19 protein-coding genes and 1 tRNA gene are annotated in these 26,804 nt (G+C 37.6%); 16 read left to right on the forward strand and 4 right to left on the reverse strand.

Annotated elements, in window-relative coordinates; translation table 11 throughout:
• Nucleotides 1–73 (forward strand) — tRNA-Lys (locus tag AC4IF5_RS15425).
• A 187-nt stretch (nt 74–260) separates the two neighbouring features.
• Here the strand turns inward: AC4IF5_RS15425 and panC are convergent.
• Nucleotides 261–1,109, reverse strand: coding sequence for a pantoate--beta-alanine ligase (gene panC / locus AC4IF5_RS15430; protein WP_490736015.1), 849 nt, complete (start codon nt 1,107–1,109; stop codon nt 261–263).
• Nucleotides 1,110–1,280: 171 nt separating this feature from the next.
• On the opposite strand from panC, the gene AC4IF5_RS15435 reads away from it, so the two are divergent.
• From AC4IF5_RS15435 to AC4IF5_RS15475, 9 genes are all read left to right on the forward strand, one after another.
• Nucleotides 1,281–2,051: a glycogen/starch synthase gene (locus AC4IF5_RS15435; RefSeq protein ID WP_490736017.1), complete on the forward strand. Its 771-nt coding sequence runs from the start codon at nt 1,281–1,283 to the stop codon at nt 2,049–2,051.
• A 13-nt stretch (nt 2,052–2,064) separates the two neighbouring features.
• Nucleotides 2,065–3,717, forward strand: coding sequence for a DUF4270 family protein (locus AC4IF5_RS15440; protein WP_490736019.1), 1,653 nt, complete (start codon nt 2,065–2,067; stop codon nt 3,715–3,717).
• Nucleotides 3,718–3,769: 52 nt separating this feature from the next.
• On the forward strand, nt 3,770–5,623 hold the full coding sequence (gene glmS, locus AC4IF5_RS15445; RefSeq protein ID WP_490736021.1) for a glutamine--fructose-6-phosphate transaminase (isomerizing): 1,854 nt from the start codon (nt 3,770–3,772) through the stop codon (nt 5,621–5,623).
• 108 nt (nt 5,624–5,731) lie between these two features.
• Nucleotides 5,732–7,153, forward strand: a complete 1,422-nt coding sequence (gene porK / locus AC4IF5_RS15450) for a T9SS ring complex lipoprotein PorK/GldK (protein ID WP_490736023.1) — start codon at nt 5,732–5,734, stop codon at nt 7,151–7,153.
• Between the two features lie 61 nt (nt 7,154–7,214).
• Nucleotides 7,215–7,907: a type IX secretion system motor protein PorL/GldL gene (gene porL / locus AC4IF5_RS15455; RefSeq protein WP_490736025.1), complete on the forward strand. Its 693-nt coding sequence runs from the start codon at nt 7,215–7,217 to the stop codon at nt 7,905–7,907.
• A gap of 53 nt (nt 7,908–7,960) precedes the next feature.
• Nucleotides 7,961–9,553, forward strand: a complete 1,593-nt coding sequence (gene porM / locus AC4IF5_RS15460; RefSeq protein WP_490736027.1) for a type IX secretion system motor protein PorM/GldM — start codon at nt 7,961–7,963, stop codon at nt 9,551–9,553.
• A gap of 20 nt (nt 9,554–9,573) precedes the next feature.
• A complete protein-coding gene (gene porN / locus AC4IF5_RS15465) occupies nt 9,574–10,512 on the forward strand; it encodes a type IX secretion system ring subunit PorN/GldN (RefSeq protein WP_490736029.1) in 939 nt (312 codons plus the stop codon).
• A gap of 54 nt (nt 10,513–10,566) precedes the next feature.
• The gene (locus tag AC4IF5_RS15470) at nt 10,567–11,601 is read left to right on the forward strand and encodes an NAD(P)/FAD-dependent oxidoreductase (protein WP_490736031.1); all 1,035 of its coding nucleotides are present in this window, start codon (nt 10,567–10,569) and stop codon (nt 11,599–11,601) included.
• Between the two features lie 42 nt (nt 11,602–11,643).
• On the forward strand, nt 11,644–11,901 hold the full coding sequence (locus AC4IF5_RS15475; RefSeq protein WP_490736033.1) for a SemiSWEET transporter: 258 nt from the start codon (nt 11,644–11,646) through the stop codon (nt 11,899–11,901).
• An 80-nt stretch (nt 11,902–11,981) separates the two neighbouring features.
• On the opposite strand, the gene AC4IF5_RS15480 is transcribed toward AC4IF5_RS15475, so the two are convergent.
• The 3 genes from AC4IF5_RS15480 to AC4IF5_RS15490 all read right to left on the reverse strand — a co-directional run bounded on the left by AC4IF5_RS15480 (nt 11,982) and on the right by AC4IF5_RS15490 (nt 14,347).
• A complete protein-coding gene (locus tag AC4IF5_RS15480; RefSeq protein ID WP_490736035.1) occupies nt 11,982–12,419 on the reverse strand; it encodes an META domain-containing protein in 438 nt (145 codons plus the stop codon).
• Between the two features lie 35 nt (nt 12,420–12,454).
• Nucleotides 12,455–12,847, reverse strand: coding sequence for a hypothetical protein (locus AC4IF5_RS15485; RefSeq protein WP_490736037.1), 393 nt, complete (start codon nt 12,845–12,847; stop codon nt 12,455–12,457).
• Between the two features lie 516 nt (nt 12,848–13,363).
• Nucleotides 13,364–14,347: a phage tail-like protein gene (locus tag AC4IF5_RS15490; RefSeq protein ID WP_490736038.1), complete on the reverse strand. Its 984-nt coding sequence runs from the start codon at nt 14,345–14,347 to the stop codon at nt 13,364–13,366.
• A gap of 818 nt (nt 14,348–15,165) precedes the next feature.
• Between AC4IF5_RS15490 and AC4IF5_RS15495 the strand changes: the two genes are divergently transcribed.
• The 6 genes from AC4IF5_RS15495 to AC4IF5_RS15520 all read left to right on the forward strand — a co-directional run bounded on the left by AC4IF5_RS15495 (nt 15,166) and on the right by AC4IF5_RS15520 (nt 26,802).
• Nucleotides 15,166–15,552 (forward strand): hypothetical protein, encoded by a 387-nt coding sequence (locus AC4IF5_RS15495; protein WP_490736039.1) that lies wholly within the window; start codon nt 15,166–15,168, stop codon nt 15,550–15,552.
• Between the two features lie 146 nt (nt 15,553–15,698).
• Entirely contained in the window at nt 15,699–16,781 is a 1,083-nt protein-coding gene (locus AC4IF5_RS15500) for an efflux RND transporter periplasmic adaptor subunit (protein ID WP_490736192.1), read from the forward strand.
• A gap of 22 nt (nt 16,782–16,803) precedes the next feature.
• A complete protein-coding gene (locus tag AC4IF5_RS15505) occupies nt 16,804–19,995 on the forward strand; it encodes an efflux RND transporter permease subunit (RefSeq protein ID WP_490736041.1) in 3,192 nt (1,063 codons plus the stop codon).
• Complete coding sequence (locus AC4IF5_RS15510; RefSeq protein ID WP_490736194.1) at nt 19,976–21,424, forward strand: TolC family protein; 1,449 nt, start codon at nt 19,976–19,978, stop codon at nt 21,422–21,424. Before AC4IF5_RS15505 ends, AC4IF5_RS15510 begins: the two co-directional genes overlap by 20 nt.
• A 303-nt stretch (nt 21,425–21,727) precedes the next feature.
• Nucleotides 21,728–23,389: a T9SS type A sorting domain-containing protein gene (locus AC4IF5_RS15515; RefSeq protein WP_490736043.1), complete on the forward strand. Its 1,662-nt coding sequence runs from the start codon at nt 21,728–21,730 to the stop codon at nt 23,387–23,389.
• Between the two features lie 2 nt (nt 23,390–23,391).
• Nucleotides 23,392–26,802, forward strand: coding sequence for a hypothetical protein (locus AC4IF5_RS15520; protein ID WP_490736045.1), 3,411 nt, complete (start codon nt 23,392–23,394; stop codon nt 26,800–26,802).
• Nucleotides 26,803–26,804: the final 2 nt, after the last annotated feature.

A 26,804-nucleotide genomic window follows, 5' to 3' on the forward strand; every position in this document is an offset into this window, starting at 1 on the left:
GACTCGGTAGCTCAGCTGGTAGAGCAATACACTTTTAATGTATGGGTCCTGGGTTCGAATCCCAGCCGGGTCACAAGTTTACTGAAAAGTAAATTTTTTTCATATTAATATTTTGTGATTTGGTGTTTCAAAGGCTTCCTTCAGGAGGCCTTTGATTTTTTTTATGCTATCATCTTCATATTGAAAAAACGGATCAGGTACAAAAATCCCTGATCATATTGTCATGATCAGGGAGAATTTATTTTAATAATATGCAGGTGTTAATCCAAATGCATATTGTCAATGAGTCTTACTCCATCTACAACGACTACAATGAACGCCCTGAAGTTTCTGTCCTTATAAAAGAAATCAGTTTCCTGCAGGGTTTTTTCATCTGCGATCAGGAAATACTCCAGTTTCATTCCCGGTTGCTGATCAAAAATATCAGTTACTCTTTCCTTGATTTCCGGTATTGTAACGGTTCTGAACCAGTCGTTTACTTTTTTCAAGGTATCATAAATGATTTTAGAAGCCTCTTTACGGTCTTCGTGAAGTCTTTGGTTTCTCGAGCTTAAAGCCAGTCCGTTTTCTGCCCTGTAAATAGGAACACCTGTTATCTTGACAGGAAGATGCTTTTTTTCTACCATTTTTCTGATGATGGCAAGCTGCTGAAAGTCTTTTTCCCCAAAATAAGCATTGTCCGGCTGTATCTGTCTGAAAAGCTCTTCTACAACAGTTCCTACCCCGTCAAAATGTCCCGGTCTTGATTTTCCTTCCATCTCATTTTCCAGTCCGTCAAAATCATAGTGCTTACTTTCTGTCTTTTCAGGATAGATATCTGCTACTTCAGGAATGTAAACTGCATCTACCAAACCTGAATTTTCCAGGATCAGAATATCCCTGTTGATGTCCCTTGGATATTTTTCAAGGTCTTCAGTATTGTTGAATTGGGTAGGATTTACAAAAATTGAAGAAATAACAAGGTCATTCTCCTTTTTTGCTTCTTCATACAGAGAAAGATGCCCCTTATGCAAAGCTCCCATAGTAGGAGCGAAGCCAATTCTTTTTCCCATTTCTTTCTGTCTTTCAATGAAATCCTGAAGGACTTTCCTGTTTTTTATAACTTCCATAGTTTATTTTAATACTATTTCAAAAATACTAAAAATATCACATAATAATATGTGTTTTTAATAATTTGGGAATGGGAATTTTCGTAAAAAAATGTTAATTAAAATAATGTTGGATGTTTTTTTGTAATTTTGCACATTAAAGCATTTTTACAAAAATTAGATAGAAAATTTATGCCGAATCAAAAAATACTGTACATTACTACAGAGATGTATCCATATCAGGAAGATACGAATATGGCTGCAGTGGTAAACAAAATGGCACTTAAGATGCACAATGAAGGCAATGATGTAAGAGTTTTTATGCCAAGATTTGGACAAATAAGTGAGAGGAAATTCCAACTTCATGAGGTGATCCGCCTTTCAGGGATGAACATCATTATTAATGACCTGGATCAGCCCTTAATCATTAAAGTAGCGTCTCTTCCGGGGGAAAGACTTCAGGTTTACTTTATTGACAATGAAGAATATTTCAAAAGAAAGCAATATTACTTCGATGACGAAGGAAATCCTTTCGACGACAATGACGAAAGAGCTATTTTCTTTGCAAGAGGAGTAATTGAGACTATTAAGAAGCTGAACTGGGTACCGGACGTGATCCACCTGAACGGCTGGATGTCTTCTTTTGTTCCAATTTATCTTAAAACGTATTACGAATCAGATACTTATTTCAAAGACGCTAAAATCGTACTTTCTCTGTACAATGAGAAAGATGCTGCCCTGGATAAAAAGATTGATGAAAAGCTGCAGTTTGATAATATTTCAGGATTAAAAGCGTTAGATAATCCAACAATCAAAAATTTTGTTATCGAAAGTATGAATTATGTAGATATGGTAGTAAAAGGCGATGAGTTCCTGGATGAAGATCTGGATCAGGCTTTTAACACAACAGCTACTCAGAAGTCAGAATACCTTGACATAGATTCAATAAATCAACTTTATTAAAAACACATTTTTAATGACTCATACTCTTAAAAGGACATTCGCCATGCTTTTACTGGCGATTTTCGGAAGTACAATCCTTTATAACTGTGAACCTGATCCGGATTCTCTTGGTGAGCAGTTGCTTAATAAAGATGCAGCACAGGGGGACGAAATATATCGTGATGTTGTTGCCTATAACTATAGTAATAATGATTCCATCAGAAGTGATGCTGCCAGACTTATCAGCGGATATATTCAAAATAGTAATGCTGTCACAATATTAAGAACAGGAGTTTTAGGTGCTTTTACCGAAGACCAGTTCGGAATGCAGAGAGCCTCTTATATTACTCAATTGAGAATGCCGGTAAATAATTATGATTTTAACGGACCCAATGCAAAAGTAGATTCTGTTGTTTTGGTATTGAGATCACCTGCTAATACGGAAACGAATACCTATTTCGAAGTGGATTCATTAACAACGAATACCTATGAGAAAAGTGAGTTTCCTGTGGATAATGAAAATGTAGCTGTTTCTATTGAGAAAAAAACGTACCCGGTTCGTAAATATGGTAAAACAGGAGGGGCTCACAAGAATATGAAAATCAACGTGCATGAAATCACTACCTTCTTAGATACGAACAATAAAAGTTTCACACGTTCTAATGCTAATGTAAGTACGGGAGAACTTTTGGGATCCGGAGTTTTTGACGGAACAGTAAGTTCTATTGCTATTAAAAGAAAATCTGATGAATCAAATGTATTTACAGGAAATCTTGGATTCAGAATAAAATTAGCCAATACGGATTTCTTCCAGACCCATATCATCGATAAGAAAGGAAAACCTGAACTTCAGGATGCTTCCAACTTTATCAGATATTTTAAAGGAATAAAGCTTTCTGTAGAAGAAACAGACCGTTATCTCTTCCAGTTTTCTCCTGATGATATGGAGCTTATCATGTATTATAAATATGATAAAACAGAAAACGGTACCACAACAAGACCACAAACAACACTTAAGTTTAACTTAGGAGGAGTGAATGCTCATATCGGGCAGTATGAATACAGTAGGTCAGGATCAGCTGTTTCATACGCATTGGACAATAGCAATGATCAGGAAGGTGATCGTAGGCTTTTTCTTCAGGGGATGGGTGGTCCTTCCATAGGAGTGAAAATTCCTGATACCACTATTGAAGATCTTAAAACTTTATATAATAAAGATAAGGTTGGTATTGTAGGAGCCAAGATAAGATTTTATGTAGATCCTTTAAGCTGGAAGGATAAGAACTCAAAAAATGCCCGCAGATTTTCAATTGTTCCAATGGCAAATGCCCCAGGCAACCCGCTTGATATTTCCAAATTATCATTAGACACACAGACTGGGCTTAGTTTGTATTATTACCGAGAGACTCCGGAAGAGTATTATGATTTTGTAGTGACAAAGACAATCAAGGATATTGTTGAGGGTAAAAAAGTAAAAGATGAAAATGGAAATGAAACTCAACAACCAGTACCTAATCAACCTTTTTATATCAGTCTGGGATCGTTTGTAGGAAATGCATCAGGTGTTTTAACCAATGGTTGGAGTACAGCCAGAGCATTTGATATGAACAGGGTGATTTTTACCGGAACAGAAGCGGGGAATGATAAGAGAGCTCAGTTGATAGTAACTTACGCTACAAAAAAATAAAAATACAATATAACACTAGCAAAATAGACAATAAACACTAGACAAAATAATTATGTGCGGAATAGTAGGATATACAGGTTTTCAAGACGCTTACGAAATTGTAATCAATGGTCTTAGAAGATTGGAATATAGAGGGTATGACAGTGCCGGAATTGTTTTAGAAGGTTCAGGGAACAAACTTGAAGTAGAAAAAACAAAAGGTAAAGTTGAGGATTTGGTGAATATTTCGAAAGGACTGAAAGGAACAGCCAAAATTGGGATGGGACACACACGTTGGGCTACTCACGGTGTTCCAAGTGACAGAAATTCACATCCGCACTTGTCAAATAATGGAAAAATAGCAATCGTACACAATGGGATCATTGAAAATTATGATACCATTAAAACAATGCTTTCTGAAAAAGGATTTACCTTCAAATCAGAAACAGATACAGAAGTATTGGTCAATCTTATCCAGTATTTTATGGATTTGAATCCGGATATTGATTTCCCGACAGCAGTAAGATATGCATTGAATGAAGTATACGGAGCGTATGCGATTACGGTGCTTCACGAAGATTACCCGGGAGTATTGGTAGTTGGAAGACTAGGTTCTCCCCTGGCAATAGGTATTGGAGATAAAGAATATTTTATTGCATCTGACGCATCGCCTTTCGTAGAATTTACAAAAGAAGCCATCTATCTTGAAGAAGGACATATGGCAACGATTTCTCTGGAAAATGGAGTAGATATCAGAACCATTAATGAAAATTCTAAGATCGAACCGGAAATTCAGGAGCTTAAGCTGAGTCTGGAGCAGATTGAAAAAAGCGGATATGAGCATTTTATGCTTAAAGAGATCTTCGAGCAGCCTAAATCTGTACATGATACGATGAGAGGTAGACTGATTGTAGATGAAGGAGTGATCAAAATGGCAGGGATCTGGGATCATGTAGAGAAATTCAAAAATGCCAACAGAATTATCATTATTGCTTGCGGAACTTCATGGCATGCAGGTCTTATCGGGGAATATCTTATTGAAGAATATGCAAGGATTCCTGTAGAAGTAGAATATGCTTCAGAATTCAGATACAGAAACCCTATTATTACAGATAAGGATGTGGTGATCGCTATTTCTCAGTCAGGAGAGACAGCGGATACAATGGCTGCTTTAAAATTAGCAAAAGAAAAAGGAGCATTTATTTACGGTATATGTAATGTTGTGGATTCCTCGATTGCGAGAATCACAGATGCAGGCTCATATACACATGCCGGTCCTGAAATTGGAGTTGCTTCTACGAAAGCATTTACTGCACAGCTTACCATTCTTACTTTAATCGCATTTAAATTAGGAAAACACAACGGAAATTTAGGAAATGCTGAATTTATGAGCTTAATTGCTGAGCTTGATGCTATCCCTAAGAAAATTGAAGAAGTGTTGAATACAACCCATGAGCTTACTCAGAATATTGCAAAAGATTTTGTAAAGGCTACCAACTTCCTTTACTTGGGAAGAGGATACAACTATCCTGCAGCATTGGAAGGAGCCTTAAAATTGAAAGAGATCTCTTACATCCATGCGGAAGGATATCCGGCGGCAGAAATGAAGCATGGTCCGATTGCATTGATTGATGAAAATATGCCGATCGTTATTATCGCTCCTAAAAAAGGACATTATGATAAAATTGTAAGTAATGTTCAGGAAATTAAAGCGAGAAAAGGAAAAATTATTGCTGTTGTTAATAAAGGAGACCGTCAGGTAAGTGAAATGGCAGATTATGTTATTGAGATTCCTGAAACATCAGAATGTTTCTCTCCAATCGTGGCTTCTGTGCCTCTGCAACTGCTTGCATATTACATTGCAGTATTTAGAGGAGCCAATGTAGATCAGCCAAGAAACCTGGCAAAATCTGTAACCGTAGAATAAAAACTTGTTGTAAATAAAATAAATTTAGATTTCTTCCGTTATTTCAAAAAAAATCTTAAAAGTTTCTTAAAAAAATTATATATTTACGGCTTAATTATAAAAATTAACATGAAAAGGATATTTCTTTTATTATTGTCTGCGTCGGTAGCATCGGTATCTTGTTCAGGTGGTGGCAGCTCTTCTGTAGGGAAGCCAGGAACAAAAGGAGAATTGATACCAAGAGAAAAAACGAAATCATTTGTTGCGGAAAGACCATACGGAATGGTCGCAATTCCTGCAGGTTCATTTGTTGCTGGTTTAGCAGACCAGGATCCGACAAATACCCCTGAAAAAGCATCATTGAAAACAGTTACTGTTTCTTCTTTCTTCATGGACGAAGCAGAAACTACCAATGCAGAGTACAGAGTATTTATCAACTATGTAAGAGATTCTATCGCTAGAACTTTACTTGCTGAAGCTGCCGGAGAAGGTGGTGATGAAGGTGGACGTAGAGGAGCCAGTATAGGAGACTACGCATATCTTGCTAAAAAAGAAGAAAATTTAACACCTTATCAAGAATATATGGAAGGCCAGGGTGGCCGTGAAGATGGAACTTATGACGCAAGCAAAAGATTAGACTGGAAAATTCCGTTACACTGGAGTACTTCAAAATATCCGGATGTAGAATATGCGGAAGTTTTAGAATCTATGTATCTGCCTGCTTCTTCCAGAATTGGAAACGAGAGGATTTTAGACGTAAGTAAGCTTAAATATACTTACCGTTGGGGAGATATGGATGCTGCGGTTGCAGATAACGAAAGAGGAGTTAATTACCTGAAAAGTGAAAGTATTGCGATCTATCCTGATACTACCGTTTGGGTGAAAGATTTCCACTTTGCTTATAATGAGCCGTTATTTGAACAGTATTTCTGGCACAAGGCTTACAAAGACTACCCGGTGGTAGGAGTAACCTGGGATCAGGCAAGAGCTTACTGTAACTTCAGATCTAAATTGAAAACAGATTACAACGAAAGCTTAAAGAGAAAAAAACAAAGACCATTGGCATTCCGTCTTCCTACAGAAATCGAATGGGAATATGCTGCAAGAGGTGGTATGCAAAACGCTACTTACCCGTGGGGAGGTCCATACTTAATGGATGACAGAGGTTGCTACCTGGCGAACTTCAAACCTAAGAGAGGTAATTATATGGAAGACGAGAAAAAAGGTACTTATACATATACAGCTCCAGTTAAGAAATTTAAGAAAAATGGATTTGGGTTATTTGATATGGCTGGAAACGTTTCTGAATGGACATTATCTGCGTATAACAATTCTTCATACGGGTTCTCTTCTACATTAAATCCTTCTACTAAAGATAAAAAGGACACTAGAAAATCTGTAAGAGGTGGATCTTGGAAAGATATAGGATATGCATTAATGACGGGGGCCAGAGATTGGGAAAGAAAAGATTCGGCAAGAAGCTATATCGGATTTAGAACTGTACAGGATATTCCTGAAGCAGCTGTTAAGCCAAGAAGAGTTAACAGATAATAAAACCAGAACAATTATTTTTCAATACAATTTTATTTAACATTAAAAAAACTAACTCAATATGTTTAAGACTAAAGATGCTTGGATGAATTTCTTCTATTCATTCGGTGCTGCAATTGTAATTCTTGGAGCTTGGCTTAAAATTACTCACATTACCCTGGGACCAATTAACGGTAATATGGCTCTTACAGTAGGGCTTATTACGGAGGCGATTATCTTTATCATTTTTGCATTCGACCCACCAAAAACTGAAGAGTCTTATGCTTGGGAAAATGTTTATCCTGAGTTATTAGATAAGCATGCTAACCCAAACCCATTACATTCTAATGTAACAACAAGAAATACAGGTGCTCAGTTTGCTGAATTAGAAAATTCTCTTTCTAATAAATTAGATCAAATGCTTAAAGATGCGAAATTAGATGTTCAGTTATTCGAAAGTCTAAGAACAGGTATCAATAAGTTTTCGAGTTCAGTTGATCAGATCAACCAAACTGTTGACGTTTCAGCTTCTACTCATAAATATAATGAGCAATTAAATAAAGCTGCTCAGCATATGGAAAGTATGAATGCTTTATATGCAATGCAACTTGAAAGCGGTAAAAAGCAATCTGAATTTGCTAACAAATATGTAGCAGATATGCAGAAATCTGCAGAGCAGTCTGAGAAATTCAATCAAGAGCTACAAGGTTTAACATCTAATCTTAATAACTTAAATAGAGTTTATGGTGGTATGCTAACTGCTATGAAGTCTTAATTCCTAACCATTTCTAAATTTAAACTAATTTAATCTAAAACAAAGAAAAGAGAATGGCACAAGGAAAACAGACCCCTCGTCAGAAGATGATCAACCTGATGTATCTGGTGTTCATCGCGATGATGGCCCTCAATATTGATGCAGAAATCATCAGATCATACTATGACTCTACCAGAGCATTGAATGAAACAAGAACTTTAACAGAGAAGAAGAACGAAAAGATCTTTGAAAAAACACTTGAAGCTAAAGCGCAACAAGTTCCTGATACTTATGCAAAACCTTGGGAAGATTACAAGGCTTTGAAAAACAGAATTGATGTATTAGTAAAATCTGCTGAGGATATCAAGATTTTATTAAAAAAGCAATCTGAGTTTCACGATAAAGATCCTAAAACAGGAAAAGAGATTGATGTAAGCGAAAATTTTGCTGCATTGAATAACAACGAAGCTACCACTGAATATTTCTTTAAAGAAGGAGATGAAAATACCCCTTCAAAAAATGCATTGGAACTGAAAGCTAAAATTGATGCTGTAAGAAATTATATCAACAATACTTTTGGTAATAACGCTCAGCTTAAAGATTTAGTGGAAAGAGCTAACAAGTCTCTGATTGCAGAGTATCCTAAAGGAAAATCTCCAAATGAAAAGACTTGGTTTCAGAATAAATTTTATCATCAGCCACTTATTGCTGCAATATCCAATTTGGAAATTATCCAAAACGATGCCAGAAATGTTCAGTCTGATGCACTCGCATTATTACTTCAGGAAAAAGTGGATGCAAGCATCAAGTTTACAAGCTATGAGCCGATCGTTTCAGGTCCGGTTGATATCCAGGCTGGTAAACAGGCTGAAGTGAAAGTAATGCTGGGAACTTATTCCAATAGTAATAAAATCAGTATTTCCGGTGTAAGCAGAGTAGATAACGGTAAAGGTATCATTCCGATCTCTGGTGCAGGAATCGGTGAACATAAATTAGGAGGTACTATTACATTGACTGATGCTTCAGGTAAGCCGCAAAGCTTCCCTTGGACACATACTTATAATGTAATCGCAGGACCTAGAGAAGTAAAACTTGAAAAAGGATTATTACTTTCTGCAGATAAGATGAATGTAATGTACAGAGGACTTGATAACCCTGTATCAGGATCAATCTTAGGTGCGGATAACTCTAAACTTTCATTATCAGCTCCGGGAGCTTCTGTAAGAAATACCGGACCAGGTAAGTGGATCGTAAAACCTACGACAGGTACTACGGTTAAGTTGACTTTATCAGGAATAGATCCGCATGGTAAATCCGTATCTCAGGTATTTGAATACAGAATCAAGAATGTTCCGCCACCAAGAGGTGAGATGAGAGGTCAGAATGTATTGTCGATGCCGGCAACTTCTATTCCGAATCAATCTGTACAGGCAGCTATTCCTGACTTCGACTTCCCTGTATCATTTACTGTGACCCAGTTTATGGTGAGAGTTCCGGGAAGAGCAGCTTTATTGATCCATGGTAATTCATTAAATGACGCTGCAGGATTGATCAAGAATCTGAGAACCGGAGATGTGGTTTCTATCTTTGATATTAAAGCAACAGCACAAGGTCTGGAAGGACAACAGATTAAAAATATTACTCCTATATTAATTAATGTTCAATAGGACTAAAATTGGAATTTATTATGAAAAAATATATTAGCACCCTTTTAGTATTAGTTTCGGGATTTGCTTTTTCCCAGACTATTCTGAACGCTTCTTCTCCGGAAGAGTTCAGACAGATGAGAGAGGAAAACAAACAAAAAGTTGGTGATACTATTATAGATAAAACAGTAAAACCTCTTGAATATGGATTTGTTGAAGATAAAGATATCCTTAAGAGTATGTTTGTTTGGGAGATCATCGATATGAATGATAAGATCAATCAGCCATTCTACTATGATAACCCGGATGGTCTTCTTTCTACTCCTACAAGATCTCTGTACCAGCTATTGTTAGATGCTGCTTTGAGTGGTAAAATCGAGCAGGTATATGATGATGAGAACTTTACAGTTAAGCTTTCACCTGAAGGAATTCAGAAAAGACTGGAGAATGTAAGAATCAATGATGCTGCTATCGATATCCTAAACTCAGGAAGACCGTTAACTGAAAGTGAGAAGAAAGAATATACCGACGTATTCAAAACGACTACAGATAAAGTAAAGGTTCTTAAGATCATGGGTATGTGGTTCATTGATAAGAGAGACGGACAGATGAAATACAGACCTCTTGGTATTGCTGCTATGGGACCAGATCCTGCAGTACAGGGTGTTATCGGTCCGGATGGAAAACCTATTGCCGGTAATGATGAATTGATCGACCTGTTCTGGATCTTCTATCCGAATGCAAGAGATATTCTGGCAAACAATTATGTTTTCAACAGAAAGAATTCTTCTGCTGACCTATCTTTTGATGATATCATCAATGCAAGAAGATTCTCTTCCATTATCTATAAATCTTCAAGCGGTTTAGGAGACGGTACGATTAAGGATTATATCCCTAAAGATGCTGATGATCAGCTGGAAGAAAGCGACAGAATCAAAGCGCAGATCCTTGAAATGGAAAATGATATGTGGAATTACTAGATTTCACTTGATATTTATACAAAACCTGAGTATTTTTACTCAGGTTTTTTTATTATGAGAAATGTAGATTATATTATTGTAGGAGATGGGTATGCGGGGCTTTTCTTAGCCCATCAGTTAATTAAGAATAACAAATCTTTCGTGATCTTTTCCGAAGGAAGGAAAAGTGCTTCCCAGGTTTCCGCAGGAATTATCAATCCGGTTGTTCTCAAAAAGTTTACGACATTCTGGAAAGCGCAGGAGCAGATCGACTTTCTTAAAGATAGTTTGGACGAAATAAGATCATATACCGGAGAGAGCTATCTGATCAATGCACCCATTCACAGGATCTTTCATGATGAAAACGAGCAGAACCTATGGCTGAAAAAATCAGCAAACGAAGATTTGTCTGATTTTTTGGATCAAAAATTCGAACGTTTAAATGTGGTAAAAAACGACTTTCTCACCGGAAAGGTCAGTCAGTCTGCCAGACTCAACGTGAATGGATTTTTTGCAGGTTTATTCAGTTATTTCGAAAAAAATGATCATTTGGTAAAAGAAAAGTTTGATTATACCCAATTGGATCCTTCAGTATCTTGTTATAAGGATTTTCTTTTTAAGAATGTGATCTTTTGTGAAGGAATAGGTGTCAAAAACAATCCGTATTTCTCCGATATTGCAGTGAATCCTAATAAAGGACATCATATAAAAGTAAAGCTTTCCCAGCCGATCTCAGAAAATATAACCATTAAAAAGAAGCATTTCCTCTTTCCAACTGAAAATGGACTTCATTTCTATGGCGGAACTTATGACAGGGAACAGCTTCATCACCATATTGACGAATCGGCAGTTACTCAACTGGTAAACGGATTGTCTGAATTTTATCCCTATGATTTTGAGGTGGAGGAAGTACACTTTGGTTTCCGGCCTACAGTAAAAGACAGAAGGCCCATCATCGGGAGACATGGAACGTATAGTAATTTATATGTGTTCAATGGGCTAGGAGCACGTGGAATTCTTAACGGGTGTTATTTTTCGAGGGATCTGTTCCGCTTTATCGAAGAAGATGCCCCATTGCATGAAGAGGTTTCCCTGGGCAGATTCCAATAGTAGAATAGAGATACTCAAATTTCAAAAAAGAAGCTACAACTTATGAATGAAAATGTTCTGGGTATAATCGCAGGAATTCTTACTTCCGTTTCAATGATTCCTCAATTAGTAAAAGTGATCAGAGAAAAAAATGTAGAAGATATTTCTTTACTCATGCTTTTGGTCCTTATTTCAGGACTGTCGTTGTGGGTTTGGTACGGTTTTATGAAAGATGAGCTGCCTATTATTTTGTCAAATTCTTTTGCGGTTCTGGTAAATATGAGCCTTTTGGTTTGCTATATGATCTACAATAAGAAATAACATACAGAAACGTGATAAACGTGATAAAAAAAGACGCCTTAAAAATGAGGCGTCTTTATATTTTTAGTGTAAGGTTACAATTACTCAAGAACAAATTTAGCTAAAGGAGCCATTCTTGCTTTGTTCAGCGTCAATGTATTCCCGTTTACAGAATAGTTATCTGCTGCAAGGATCACTTTTGTAAACTGGCTTTCAATATCCAGATCTTCACAAGCCATCATGGTAGACATTCCCTGATTGAATTTGATTCTCATTACTTCAGGTTTGATCTCAAATGTTCCGCCTAATCCGTTACATCCGGCATGACCTTCATATCTCATCCCATTCATATCGAGTTTGAAATGAGGATTGTTTTTCGGATTTTTCAGATTAATAGGCTGTCCGTTAAGTTCCGTTAATTTCCATGTCTTTCCTGTAATATCAGTAGCGGCATTTTGTGCAGCAGTTTGAGGTTTACAAGACACAACCAGAAATGTAGCGATAAACAGAGCGGATAAATAATAATACAAACTTTTCATAATTCTTTTTTTTGTACGAATATCAGTATCCTATGCTAATACGATGCCATTTTTGCAGGACCAGATTCTTTTTTTGACTGTTTAAGATGAAAAAGAACCATATCTACATTCTTTTTTAAAAAAGTTATATTACCCTTGATTTCAGAGTATTGATACTCCTCATTGGAGGCTGTATATTCAGGTAAAGCATCACTTTTTTTAAGGTCAAAAGTTTTGCCGTTTAAATGTACGGTTGCCGTATTTTTGGTTTTGTTGATGATGACCTCTATCTTTTCTCCATAGCTGTCAACGTATACATTCTTGGAAATGTCATCTGTATTTTCAGGAGCGGTTGCAGTAATGGTCTCTGTCTCTTTTCCCGGATGTTTACACGCTGTCGAGGAAAGAATGCTCAACCCTATAAGGATGGGTGTTAATAGTTTTTTCATAGTGATAAGTGATTTTAAAGTGTTTCATGAATTATGGTATTAATGCTATATAAAAATACAAATATTTTTAATAAATATATGTTAATTTTACATAAACTAACAGTATTTTTTTATTAAGTCAATTATGGGTAGACTTTAAAAAAAATATTCTTCAGTGAAACAAAAAGTGATAATTATAGTACTAAATTTGGGATTAAAAGAATTCAATATTTTTTTAACCGTCTTGTTTTCAGTAAAGTAAATTGTAGTTTTTTTTCATTGTTCATTTGTTGTGTAAATTTTTGGCAAAAATAAATCAAAAAACAGAGAATACCAATACGCTTATATTAATAATTTGAATTCATGATAAAGTTTAGCTTTTGCATTGCTCTGTGATGCATGGTACAGGTTGGAGCAGCTAAATTCATGAAGTGGAATGAGCAAGAGTATTTCTTTACGACAAATAAGGTAAACGGAAACAGATAGATATAAAAAAGGGGATGCTTACATCCCCTTTTTTATAAAATTCTTTGATTTTTATGGCGCTTTTATCTGATCTATTGTAAAAAACGCTTTTGTTGTATTACATGTTCCTCCCGGGCAATTTGTATCATTTGCAACATTGGCAGGGGTTGAAGAACCCATCATATAATACAGTTTGTAGAAAACTTTGTCATTTCCATCGGTTGTTGTCCATGCGTATATGCGGTGCTCAGGCATCCCTGCTGCGTATGTTTCAGGATTTCCCCAAGATGGGAACGTTAAGGCTGTTTGTAATGTGGCATTGATAAGGCCGGCTCCATCAATTCCACCATCTCCAGCCCATGATCCTGGAGGTATTCTTAATTGGTTTTGCTGATTCCCTCCTGATCCTCCCCAAAGCCAATGTTCATTTGCAATGAGATCTACAGTGGTGGCGGTGTTATTTCTAATTTGTAAATTGACAAGGGAAAATCCAAGGCCAGTCGGGATGAAGGTTCTTACTGAAAATCTCCCGTCAGGAGTTGTAATAGAAAGACCGTATCCTGCTCTTCCGTTCTCATTGGTTGCCACTAAAGGTCCCATTGCAGCAATGTTCTCGACATTGGCAACCGGTCCACCTCCGCCACCAGATGATGATGTATTAAATACTCTCCATTCAGAACCGTTCCAAAAGTAATAACCAGGAAGCAGAACAGGACCTGTATTATAAATGAGGAGTCCTGAAGCATTAGGGTTGCTTCCAAGCTGCATGGTGGCAGAAGTTAAGCTAATTCTAGGGCCTAATATTCCTTTATCTGTTGAAGTAATATCTAAAATGGCAGAATCATCAGGTGTTGTTGTACCTATTCCTGTACTTCCGCTGGAAGTAATAATAAAGTCATTGGCCTGCTGAGCTGCTGAGGGAGCTCCGGTATCGGGATTGTCTTTTAATCCATCTACATGGAAGGTGTTTTGGGGATTGGAGGTGTTAACGCCTACTTGTGCATAGGGAAGGATCGAAACAAGCATCAGTCCCAATAAGGATAATTTGTTTTTCATAATTAAAATATTTAATAGTTGTTGTGAGTCAGTTTACTAAATAGCCTTGCTAATGTCTACTTGTGCATTTTGAGACATGTAAAACCTTAAATGTTATGGGTGAGGGAGGTTTTGATTTTGTAATGTATTGGTAATCATATTTTTTTATTGATTTGAAATTCGGGTTTGGCGGAAGGTTATGAGGAGTCCTATATGGGCAAGGTTTTGCTAGAGCTGATAAAATTTCAGTCTGGAGATATAGATTCCCGGTGTCATTACTTTTAGGAAACGGGTTGATGTAATTTAGGCAATAAACTAAATTATTCATCTTGTGTTATTAATTTTTTATAAATATACAAATTATTAGAATAAAATAAATTTTATTTATTGATTTTTTTATTATTTATGAATTATTTGTTAATTTTTTGTTTTATGTATGGTGTTTAATTTTGTTATTGATGTTTTTTATTGAAAATAGATAAACTATTGAAGAAGCTAATTAATTCTGAAAATATGTCTTAAACATCTTTTAATATTAATTAATATGAATGATAATGCCATTGCCAGATGGGGTAAATTATTATGAATAAAAATTAAATATAAATAATATATGTAATAAAAATCGTAATATGGTTGGGCTGATTCCTTTCTGTGTTTCTGAAGTATGAACAGCAGCTTCTGTTAATTATTTTGACTTTTTCATTTGTGATAACCATTGAAAAACAGCCATGTGTGATAATATTTCGTTGATTTTCGAATTCAGCTTATTTAAAGGAGCGTTAAACTTTGTTAATCCGCTATGATAATACCATATCTGGGTGTACATTTGCGACTTCAAAATGAGAAACTTCATAGTATACTTTTTAACAGGTCTTTTTCTGCTTTTCGTAGTGGAAAGCAGGCTTAATGTTAAAACACTTCGAAATGACTATTCCGGTCATGTTTCTCACCATATGCCTAAAAGAGCCAACCGACTCAACCAGACTTATGAAAAGCTTTCGGTACAGCAGACGGCAGATACTGTAGACAACTCTACTTTAGAGCTTGCAGAGAATGATTTCCAACTGTCTGATGTATGGCAGGCAATTGTTGTTTTCGCAGGAGTTTTCAGTCTGGTTTACATTTTTGGACTAAAAAGCTATAAGCGGCTAAAACCGGATATTCACGGTTTTGTTTTTGGTTTTGCTGCCAAACGATTTATTCTGATCCGCTCCATTAGAATTTAAAATTTCATTTTTTATTTCTTTTTCTGCCTGATTTCAGGTGGGATATCCTGCGTTGTGTATGTTGGTAATCATCACACCGTATCATCCTTATTACCATTTTATTTCCAAACAAAACATTAACGATTTATATAAACTCTAGAATTATGATAAAAAGAGTTGCTTCGGTTGTTGCACTGAGCGTCCTTCTGTGGGCGGTGAGCTGCAACAAGAAAAAAGAAGAGAAAGAAGAAGTTACCTTATATCCGGTGACATCTCCTGTAGTAATGGACACTGTAATCAACAAAGAATATGTGGCCCAGATCCAGTCTGTGAAGAACATTGAAATAAGGGCCCAGGAAAAAGGCTTCCTGGAAAAGATCTTTGTAGATGAAGGACAGTATGTACAGGCGGGACAAACCTTATTCCGGATTATGCCTAAGCTGTATCAGGCTGAATTATTAAAAGCAAAAGCTGAAGTAGAACAGGCATCGATCGAATTGAAAAATGCAAGCACATTAGCAGGGAACAATATTGTTTCTAAAAATGAAAAGGCGATGGCAAAAGCCAAACTGGATGCGGCCAACGCTGAAATGAAGCTTGCTCAGATCCATTTGTCATTTACGGATATCAAAGCTCCCTTCTCAGGAGTTATCAACAGGATTCCTTTGAAGCTTGGAAGCTTGGTGGATGAAGGCGATCTGCTGACCTCACTATCCGATAATACAAGTATCTATACCTATTTCAATGTTTCTGAACCGGAATACTTGAGCTATCAGACCCATGTGGCAGACAGAGGCAGTAACCAGGTGTCACTGATCACGGCCAATGGTGAAACCTACTTACAAAAAGGAGAGATCCAGACCATTGAAGGAGAATTTGACAACGAGACGGGAAATATTGCTTTCCGTGCGAAATTCCCTAATCCTGATAAACTTCTGAGAAACGGAGAAACAGGAAAAGTACAAATGGCCGTGCCGGTTCATAATGCCCTGATCATTCCGCAGAAAGCTACCTATGAAATCCAGGACCAGAAATATGTATTTGTCATCGATAAAAATGGAATGGCTAAATCCAGAAACATCAAAATAGTTTATGAACTTCCGGATCTGTATGTAGTGAGCTCAGGAATTTCAAAAGGAGACCAGATCCTTCTGGAGGGAGTTCAGAAAGTAAAAGATGATCAGAAGATCAAAACCAAATTCCAGGATCCTAAAAAGGTTCTGCAATCATTGAAACTAAAAGCAGAGTAGTAGACTCTAAAAATGAAGTAGTATGTTTAAGAAATTCATTCGCAGACCTGTTCTGTCTATAGTAATCTCACTGATTATTGTATTTTTGGGGATTCTGTCACTGGTAAAACTTCCGGTGACCCAGTTCCCTTCTATCTCTCCGCCCAAAGTAAATATTACTGCGGAATATCCGGGGGCCAACAATGAATTGTTGATCAAATCCGTGGTTATTCCCCTTGAAAGAGGTCTTAATGGGGTGCCGGGTATGAAATATATGACCTCAGATGCCGGAAACGACGGTGAGGCTTCCATTCAGATCGTTTTTGACCTTGGGACTGATCCCAATGTTGCCGCTGTAAATGTTCAGAACCGGGTTTCTTCAGTTGTTAATAAGCTGCCGCCATTGGTAGTGCGTGAAGGAGTAAAGATTACCCGTGAAGAGCCCAATATGTTGATGTACATTAACCTGTACAGCGATGATCCTAAGGCTGATCAGAAGTTTCTCTTCAACTATGCGGATATCAACGTAATGTCTGAATTGAGACGGGTAAGCGGTGTAGGTTTTGCTGACATTCTTGGAACCCGTGAATATGCAATGCGTATCTGGCTTAAACCGGACAGGCTGACGGCTTACAATATTTCAGCTGATGAAGTAATGGAAGCGCTGAACGAGCAGAGCCTGGAAGCCTCTCCGGGAAAAACGGGGGAGAGCTCAGGAAAACGTTCCCAGTCTTTTGAATATGTACTGAAATATCCGGGACGTTTTAGTAATGAAAAGGATTATGGAAATATCATTTTAAAAGCCAAGCCGGATGGTGAATCTGTAAGATTAAAGGATGTTGCAGATATTGAATTCGGAAGCTCGATGTATGATATTTACTCTACCCTGAATGGTAAGCCTTCTGCGGCAATTACCGTAAAGCAGTCTTACGGGTCCAATGCCAGTGACGTTATCAAAAACGTAAAAGCACTAATGAAGGATCTTGAGAAAAATAATTTTCCGAAAGGAATGCATTATGATATCAGTTATGACGTTTCCAGATTTCTGGATGCCTCCATGGAGAAAGTTGTGCATACCTTGTTCGAAGCTTTCGTTCTGGTAGCAATTGTTGTATTCCTTTTCCTGGGAGACTGGCGTTCAACATTGATTCCTGCATTAGCGGTTCCGGTTTCATTGGTAGGAACTTTTGCGGTGATGTCTGCCTTCGGGATTACACTGAATATGATCTCACTCTTTGCATTGGTAATGGCGATCGGGGTTGTGGTGGATGATGCCATTGTTGTGATTGAAGCGGTACATGCTAAAATGGAAGAAAAACATCTTTCCCCTTTAAAAGCAACGGAAGAAGCGATGCATGAGATCAGTGGAGCGATCATTGCGATTACCCTTGTAATGGCATCAGTATTTATTCCGATCGCCTTTATGTCCGGACCGGTTGGGGTATTTTACCGGCAGTTCTCCATTACAATGGCTTCATCCATTATCTTATCAGGCGTTGTGGCTTTGACGCTGACTCCGGCTTTATGTGCTTTGATCCTTAGGAACAATCACGGAAAAGCGAGAAAGAAAACACCGGTTACTGCTTTCCTGGATAAATTTAACAACCTGTTTACAAAAGGTGCCGGGAAGTATGAGAAGATGCTGAATAAGACGGTGACCAAAAAAACGATTACATTACCGCTCTTGTTGGCTTTTTGTGCCTGTACTTATTTCCTGAGCAATTCGCTTCCTTCCGGATTCATCCCGGCAGAAGACCAGGGAATGATCTATGCTATTATTCAGACACCGCCGGGATCTACATTGGAAAGAACCAATCAGATTGCGAGAGAGCTTTTGAGAGAGTCTGAAGGTATTGAAGGGGTACAGTCTGTTTCCTCATTGGCTGGGTATGAAATTCTGACAGAAGGAACGGGATCCAACTCCGGAACCTGTCTGATCAACCTGAAAAGCTGGGAAGAGCGTAAAGAATCCGCTGCGGAGATCATTGAAAAGCTGGAAGAAAAAGCTAAGAATATTCCGGGAGCTAATATTGAATTCTTCCAGCCGCCTTCTGTTCCCGGATATGGTGCTGCAGGAGGCTTTGAACTTCGTTTATTGGATAAGGCAGGAAGCGGGGATTACCATAAAATGGAGCAGGTAAGTAATGATTTTGTAAGGGAGCTGAAGAAACGCCCGGAACTGGGATCGGCCTTTACATTCTATTCTGCGAGTTTCCCTCAGTATATGCTTAGGATAGATAATGACCTTGCGGAACAGAAAGGAGTGACCATTGAAAAAGCGATGGATAACCTGTCTACCCTTATTGGTTCCAATTATGAGACGAGTTTTATACGTTTCGACAGACCGTATAAGGTAATTGTACAGGCGGGCCCTCAATATCGTGCCCTGCCGACGGACTTGCTGAAATTATATGTTAAAAATGATAAAGATCAGATGGTTCCTTACTCAGATTTCATGAGGCTTGAAAAAGTATATGGCCTGTCTGAGATCACAAGGCATAATATGTATAATTCCGCGGAGGTGAGTGGAACTCCGGCTCCGGGGTACAGTAGTGGTCAGGCCATCAAAGCCATTCAGGAAGTGGCGGATAAAACCCTTCCGAGAGGTTTCGGTATCGACTGGGCGGGGATTTCCAAAGATGAAGTAAGCCGTGGAAATGAAGCGGTTTTTATTTTCCTGGTATGTCTGGGATTCGTTTATCTGATCCTTTCCGCACAATATGAAAGTTTCATTCTTCCGCTTCCGGTAATATTATCGCTTCCGGTAGGGATCTTCGGAGCTTTTTTATGCCTGAAGCTTTTAGGATTGGAGAACAACATCTATGCACAGGTGGCCATGGTCATGCTTATCGGACTTTTAGGTAAAAATGCCGTATTGATCGTTGAATTTGCCGTACAGAAGAAAGCAGAAGAAGGAATACCTGTGGCAAAAGCAGCTATCGAAGGTGCGGCAATACGTTTCCGTCCGATCCTGATGACATCATTTGCATTTATTGCCGGATTGATTCCATTAGTGATCGCAACCGGCCCGGGAGCGATAGGAAACAGGACTATTGGTACGGCCGCTGCCGGAGGAATGCTTATCGGAACAATCTTTGGGCTGATGATCATCCCAGGGCTGTACTATATCTTCGGAACCATTGCGGAAAAATCGAGATTGGCAAGATATGAGGAAGAAAATCCTTTAACAGAACAAACTGAACCTTACGAACATGATGGAAAATTTGAAGACTAAAAATATAATCACAGCCATTGCTTTATCTCTTGTCCTGGCAAGCTGTAAAGCACCTATGGCGACGGTCATAAAAGATGAGGTAAAAGAAAATATCCCTCAAAATTTTAACCAGGAGGAACAGCAGGATGCTAACAACAATAGCGGAACAACACCATGGAGACAGTTTTTTACTGATCCAAACCTTGTAAGCCTGATAGAAACTGCTTTAAAGAATAATCAGGAACTTTTAATTACCCTTCAGGAAATTGAAATAGCAAAGAGTGGAGTTTTATCTAAAAAAGGAAAATTAAGTCCAACTGTTTCTGCCGGAATCGGAGCTGGCCTGAAAAAAGCCGGCCGCTATACCAGTGAAGGAGCAGGAGATGCTACTACGGAAATAGAGCCGGGAAAAGAAATGCCGGATCCCCTTGGAAATTTTGAAGGAGGATTAATGGCTAACTGGGAGATCGATATCTGGAAAAAGCTCAGAACCGAAAAAGAATCTGCGGTTGCCCACTATCTTTCTACAGTAGAAGGTAAGAACTTTATATTGTCTAATCTGATTGAAGAGGTTGCAGATGATTATTATGAATTACTGGCTCTTGACAACCAGCTGGACATCATACAAGAGTATATTAAATTACAGCAAAGAGCCCTGGAAATTTCCAAAATACAGAAAGAAGCTGCAGCAGCGACTGAACTGGCCGTAAAGAAGTTTGAAGCGGAACTGGCAAAATCTAAAGCATCAGAATATACGATCCGTCAGCAGATTACTGAAAAGGAGAATGAGATCAATGCTTTACTGGGAAGATATCCACAGCCTATTATCAGAGCGAAGGAAAACTTTATGTCTACTATTCCGCCTACGATATATACAGGAATTCCGTCCCAGTTATTGGCTAACCGCCCCGATATCAAGCAGGCAGAATTGGAATTGAAAGCTTCAAAGCTGGATGTGGAAGCGGCAAGGAAAGAATTTTATCCTTCTCTGGAAATTTCCGCGACATTAGGATTAGAGGCATTTAAACCATCATACCTTGTAAAAATGCCTGAATCTATCGCTTACAATCTTGCGGGAGAACTGGCAGGACCGCTGATCAATAAAAGCGCTATTAAGGCTAATTTTCAGACGGCAGATGCCAAACAGATCCAGGCATTGTACGAATATGATAAGACTATTTTACGCGCCTATCTGGATGTTGCCAATCTTATGTCAAAGATTAAAAATATAGATCAGTATTATCAATTGAAATCTCAGGAAACAAAAGCGCTGGACCAGTCTATTGATATTGCCAATCAATTGTTCAGGAATTCCAGAGCGGATTATCTTGAAGTTCTTTTGAATCAGAGAGACGCGCTGGATGCTAAAATGGAGCTGATAGAAGCCAAACAAAAGCAGTTGAGCACAGTGGTTGATATCTATAAAAGCTTAGGTGGCGGATGGAAATAAAAACATCATAATTCAATCAATAAACAGTTAATGTTTGGGGGTGATTCTTTATAGAATTGCCCTTTTTTTAATACATTGATTAAATTAAGGTATTGCATGAAAATAGACTGAACACTTTATTTTATTACGACATGTTTTGTCGTTATGCTGAAATAGATTTGTAGTATCAATGATTAACAGAAGTAAAAGCTACTTGAAGTGATAAACTTCATATTAAATCACCTTAATATGAGCTAAATGTAATGTTAAAAAATGTTAAATTTGCAAAAAATAAGCTATTATTAACTCAAAAATAACACGGGAATGAAAAAGGTTTGTTTCAGTGCATGTACTATATGCATATTCCTCAGCATGTCTGCCCAGAAAGTTGTCTGGCAAAAAGACATCAAATCCTCTACCCAGGATTTTCTAAGCCAGGTTACTACAACGATCGATCAGCAATACCTTATCACGGGAAGTTCTATTCAAACCAAAGGCCAGTCGCCAGCAGCTAACAGCCAAAAGCAAAACAACGGTTATGATTTTCATCTGGTAAAACTCAACCAGCAGGGAGAAGAAGTCTGGGAAAAATATTTCTCCGGCCAGAATCATGATTACCTCTCTGCAACGGTTACCACACAGGACGGTGGATTTTTAGTATCTGGTACCTCATATTCTAATAAGGGTCTGGATAAAAAAGATGATTCCAAAGGAGGTTCTGACATATGGCTGATCCGTCTTAATGAATTCGGAGATGAATTATGGCAGAAAACCTTGGGAACTTCTTCTGATGAAGAGGCCAGGGCAGTGATCCAAACGACAGATCTGGGATTCTTTGTTGCCGGAAATGTACAAAACTCATCCAAAGGTTATGGTTCTAAAGATGCCTGGATCATCAGGCTGGATAAGGACGGAAAGGAATTATCCCAACTTATCTTAGGAGGAAAAGGTCTGGATGAAGTTGAAAAAATGATACCAACGAAAGACGGCGGAGCCTTATTGGGCATCTATTCCAGAAGCTCCGAAGTTCATGATTCGGGAGTAAGAAATCCAGAGACCAAACTTCTGACCGGTCAATCTGCCAACCGAAACTTATCATCTGCCACCTCTACAGCCATTAGCCAGTTGCCAAAAGCCAGCAGCAATTATGGTGAAGGCGACTACTGGATCGTAAAGCTGGATAAGAACGGAAAAGTAGAATGGGAAAAGAACTATGGAGGGAAAGGAGATGATCATATCAGAACTTTGGCTTTGACTTCAAACGGATATATTATTGGAGGAGAATCCAGATCCGAAAGATCCGGCAATAAAACGGTAGGTATAGAAGAAGGCACAGATCTCTGGCTGATCGCTTTAAATGAAAGAGGAGAAGAACAGTGGCAGAAATCTTACAACTTTGGGAATCGTGATATTTTAATGGGAATGAGTACCATTCAGAGTCAAGATGCCAGATCCAGGAACCAGGACCTGACCAAAGGAATTCTTTTAGGGGGTTATACTCAGGCTGAGGGAGGATTAGAAAAGAATGATGAGACCTTTTGGATGCTGTATGTGGATGGGAATGGCAATGAGCAGTGGAGAAAGCATGTGAGTGGAGAATCAAGACAAAGGGAGGAAAGGCTTTCAGATTTGAAGCTGAACAGAGATGGATCTATAGTTCTGGCTGGTACCAGTGCAACGGAACTTGGAAAGGAGAACTGGAAGATCGTAAAGCTGGGAGATAAACAGGTGGACCAACTGATTGAGAAATATGACATCAGGATCTACCCGAATCCGGTGTCTGACTATGCTTATGTAGAAATCGGCTTTGATTTCAAGGAAGCTGATATTATGCTGTATGATATGAGTGGAAGACAGCTTCAGAATCTGAAGACAAAGAATAAAGTAACTAAGATTAATACCCAGTCTCTGATACAGGGAGCTTATCTGGTGACCATAAAAACAGATACCAATAAAACAGCGAATGCTAAACTGATAAAAAAATAACCATGAGAAAAAAGATACTAACCGTATATCTATTATCGATAATCTTTACTCATTTAAATGCTCAGGCAGGAAATGATTTTAATAAAGATGTTGATAATATTAATAAAATATTTCCCGCTGCTCCTACTTCCAACAATTTAATGAAATTTGAAGAAGTACCTGTCAGCTATTATACTGGAATACCTGATATTAATATTCCGCTTTTCAATATTCCTACCGGTAGTCCAAACGTTACCCTAAACGTTCAGTTGAAATACCATCCTTTGAGTGCAAAACCGGAGGATAAAGCAAGCGAAACCGGGCTTGGCTGGAGCTTATTGGCAGGAGGCACTATCACAAGAACTGTAAGAGGAGGTGTTGCAGATGGTAAAACAGAGTCTACCTTTATGTCTTCACCACCTACCGCAAAATATGGGATTTACAAGCATGATTTAAATCCTACCTATAAATTAATATTTGATCAACTGAACAATTGGAATATCAATGAGTATGCTTTTTATGCTGGAATTGGTAAATATGATACGGAATACGACCTGTATCAGTATAATTTCATGGGATATTCCGGAAGATTTATTATTAAAAGAGACCCTAATGGAAGTTTTTTAGCTGAAAAACTGGACCGCAATAATCTAAAAATTACCAGTACTCATGATGCAGGAGGAGAAGTACAAACGATTACCATTACAGACGATAAGGGAACACGGTATTTGTTCAGGGGAATGGAAACTTTTTCAAAAGATGTTACTACTGTCAAAATAGGTCTGGTTAACGGGGGTGGTGATGTAGCAGCAAATCCTGGAGGAGGAGTATATTTTTCAGCTTATCATTTGGAAAAAGTACAGGATCCTGGTAACAATGTATTACTTACATTCAATTATGGTCAAACTTCTCAGGTAGAATATAAAGATCCTGAAACCAAAACGACAAGGCTTACAAAAAATGTTATATATAATTATGCTAATACCACACAAGATCCGGACCCTCAAATGCCTGGAGCAATAGAGTCCCAAACAGTTTTTAATAAAGCTACGACTAAACTTCTTACAAGCATTACCATAACGGATAGAGGAACTATCAATTTTACTTATGAGAAAGGAAGAAATGATTCCAATTATTTAAATTCACCTGAATTATATAAATTAAAATCTGTACAAAGCAATATTAACGGTCAGAACGCTAACCAATATGTAGATAAATATTTTTTTGATTATGATTATTCAAATTCCATTCTTGATAAACCAACATATCCTACTGAAAATCTAAGAAAACTTTTACTGAAAAAAGTTATAAAATCCAATGTAGGAGGTAATTTAAATGAATATACTATTGCTTATAATAACATTAATAACACTTTTGAAAAGGATTCTTGGGGGTATTATAAAGGTTCGGGTCCTTCTGATATTACCCAAGATGTCATTAAGTCTATCACCTACCCTACTAAAGGAAAAGTAGTCTTTGATTTTGGTGAGAATGTCTACAGCCATTTTGCAGGATTTACACTTCCTATGGAACAAGTGACAGGCAGTTGGGAAGAGGAAGACAAGAGCTTTGATCTGAGTGGGCTGGATTCATTCAGCTCCACTGCAAAAGCAGAATTCTTTACCATAAATTCTCCACAAAAAGTAAAACTTCATTTGGAACTGGGCGATTTAATGTATTCCAATTGGAATCTTAAAATTTATAAGAAATTACCCAACAATACTTTTTCCCAACCCGTGTTTGAAATTGGGCTTGGATATCAATTATGTATATCAACCGGTGGCCCACAGTGTCCAGGTGGTGGAGTAGGTATAGATCCTATATTTGAGTTTAATCGTGAAACTGATGAATTGGAACAGGGGACGTATTATGCATCTTTAACAGGTTCATATGGACCAACGCATAAACCTGTTTCTTATGGTTTTTCAGCCTATACCAAAGAACCGTATTTTAAAAGTTATGTGACAAAGAAAGGAGGAGGGTTAAGAATCAACAATATTCAATATTTCGACACTTCTCCATCAGCGATACCCTCCAAAGAATTTACCTATGATTACACGGATATAGATAATCCTCAAAAAAGCAGTGGAGCATTGGTATTTCCTGAGCCGGTTTTTAAATATAGTGAGGGAATAACCTATAATTATGCTGATTTTGGAGCTACTATGTACTATAGTTGTCAATCCGATACAACCACTAATTTCAATATCATCCCAACTGAGAAAACGCAGGGATCAGATGTAGGATACAAATATGTCACAGTGAAACAGATTGTTCGTGAAAATAACAACGGCATTACTGATAATGGTAAGACCGTCTATAAATTCAGATCCCCTATAGATTTTCCAAATCCGGAAGTATTCTTTCCACAAGTACCTGTACTTCCTATCATCAATCATGATTATCTGAGAGGACAGATACTTTTTGAGAAAAAATATGATTCTGACGGAAAAATTCTTTCAGAAGTAAGTAATGAATATTCTTCCATTGTTTTTGAAAAATTGGAAGGGATAAAAGCTAAAGATAACTTTTACAATAATATAGACCCAAGCAGATATAAATATAAGAATTATGTTGCTTTTCAAAATTACTATCCTCAAACTATCTTAGTGACCCCTTATAAGTATTTTACACAATATGGTATTACCTTACCTATCCAAAAGACAGAAACCTCTTATTTCTATAAGAACGGAGTTCAGAGTTCGGTAACAAGCAACAGCAACAGTACCTATAATTCCTTGGATTATCTTTCTTTGTCTACCCAGGTTCTTCCGGACGGATCTTCAACAATGACAAATTATCTGTATGCCTATGAAAAGAACAATCAGAAGTTGATCAATGCTAATATGATTGGATTTCCTTTGGAGACTACAGTTGTTAAAAAAGAAAATACTGCGGCATCCGCTAAAACACTTTCGAAAACAGAAACCAAATATGATAATCCTGCTCATTTATTTCCAACATCAGTATTATCCTATGACCTTCAAACCGGTAATCCATCTACAGAAGTTACTTATGATCTTTATGATAGCAAAGGCAACCTCCAGCAATACACTACAAAAAATGGTATTTCCACAGTAATCATTTGGGGCTACAATAAAACCCAGCCTATTGCCAAAATAGAAGGAGCGAAGCTTTCAGACATTCAACAATCATTAATTGATGCTATTGTAAACGCATCTGATGTAGATGCATTAGCAGGAGCTAACAATGATGAAACAGCTCTATTTACCGCTTTTAAATCCTTTAGAAACAGCTTGCCAAACTACCAGATCACTACTTACACTTATGATCCTTTAATCGGGGTAAGAAGCATTACTCCTCCTTCAGGAATCAGAGAAAGTTACATCTATGATTCAGCGAACAGGCTTGAGAAAGTAATTGATGTGAATGGTAAGGTGCTGAAAGCGTTTAAATACAACTATAAAAACTAACA

It is taken from the genome of Chryseobacterium sp. UF-290 (assembly GCF_058245615.1).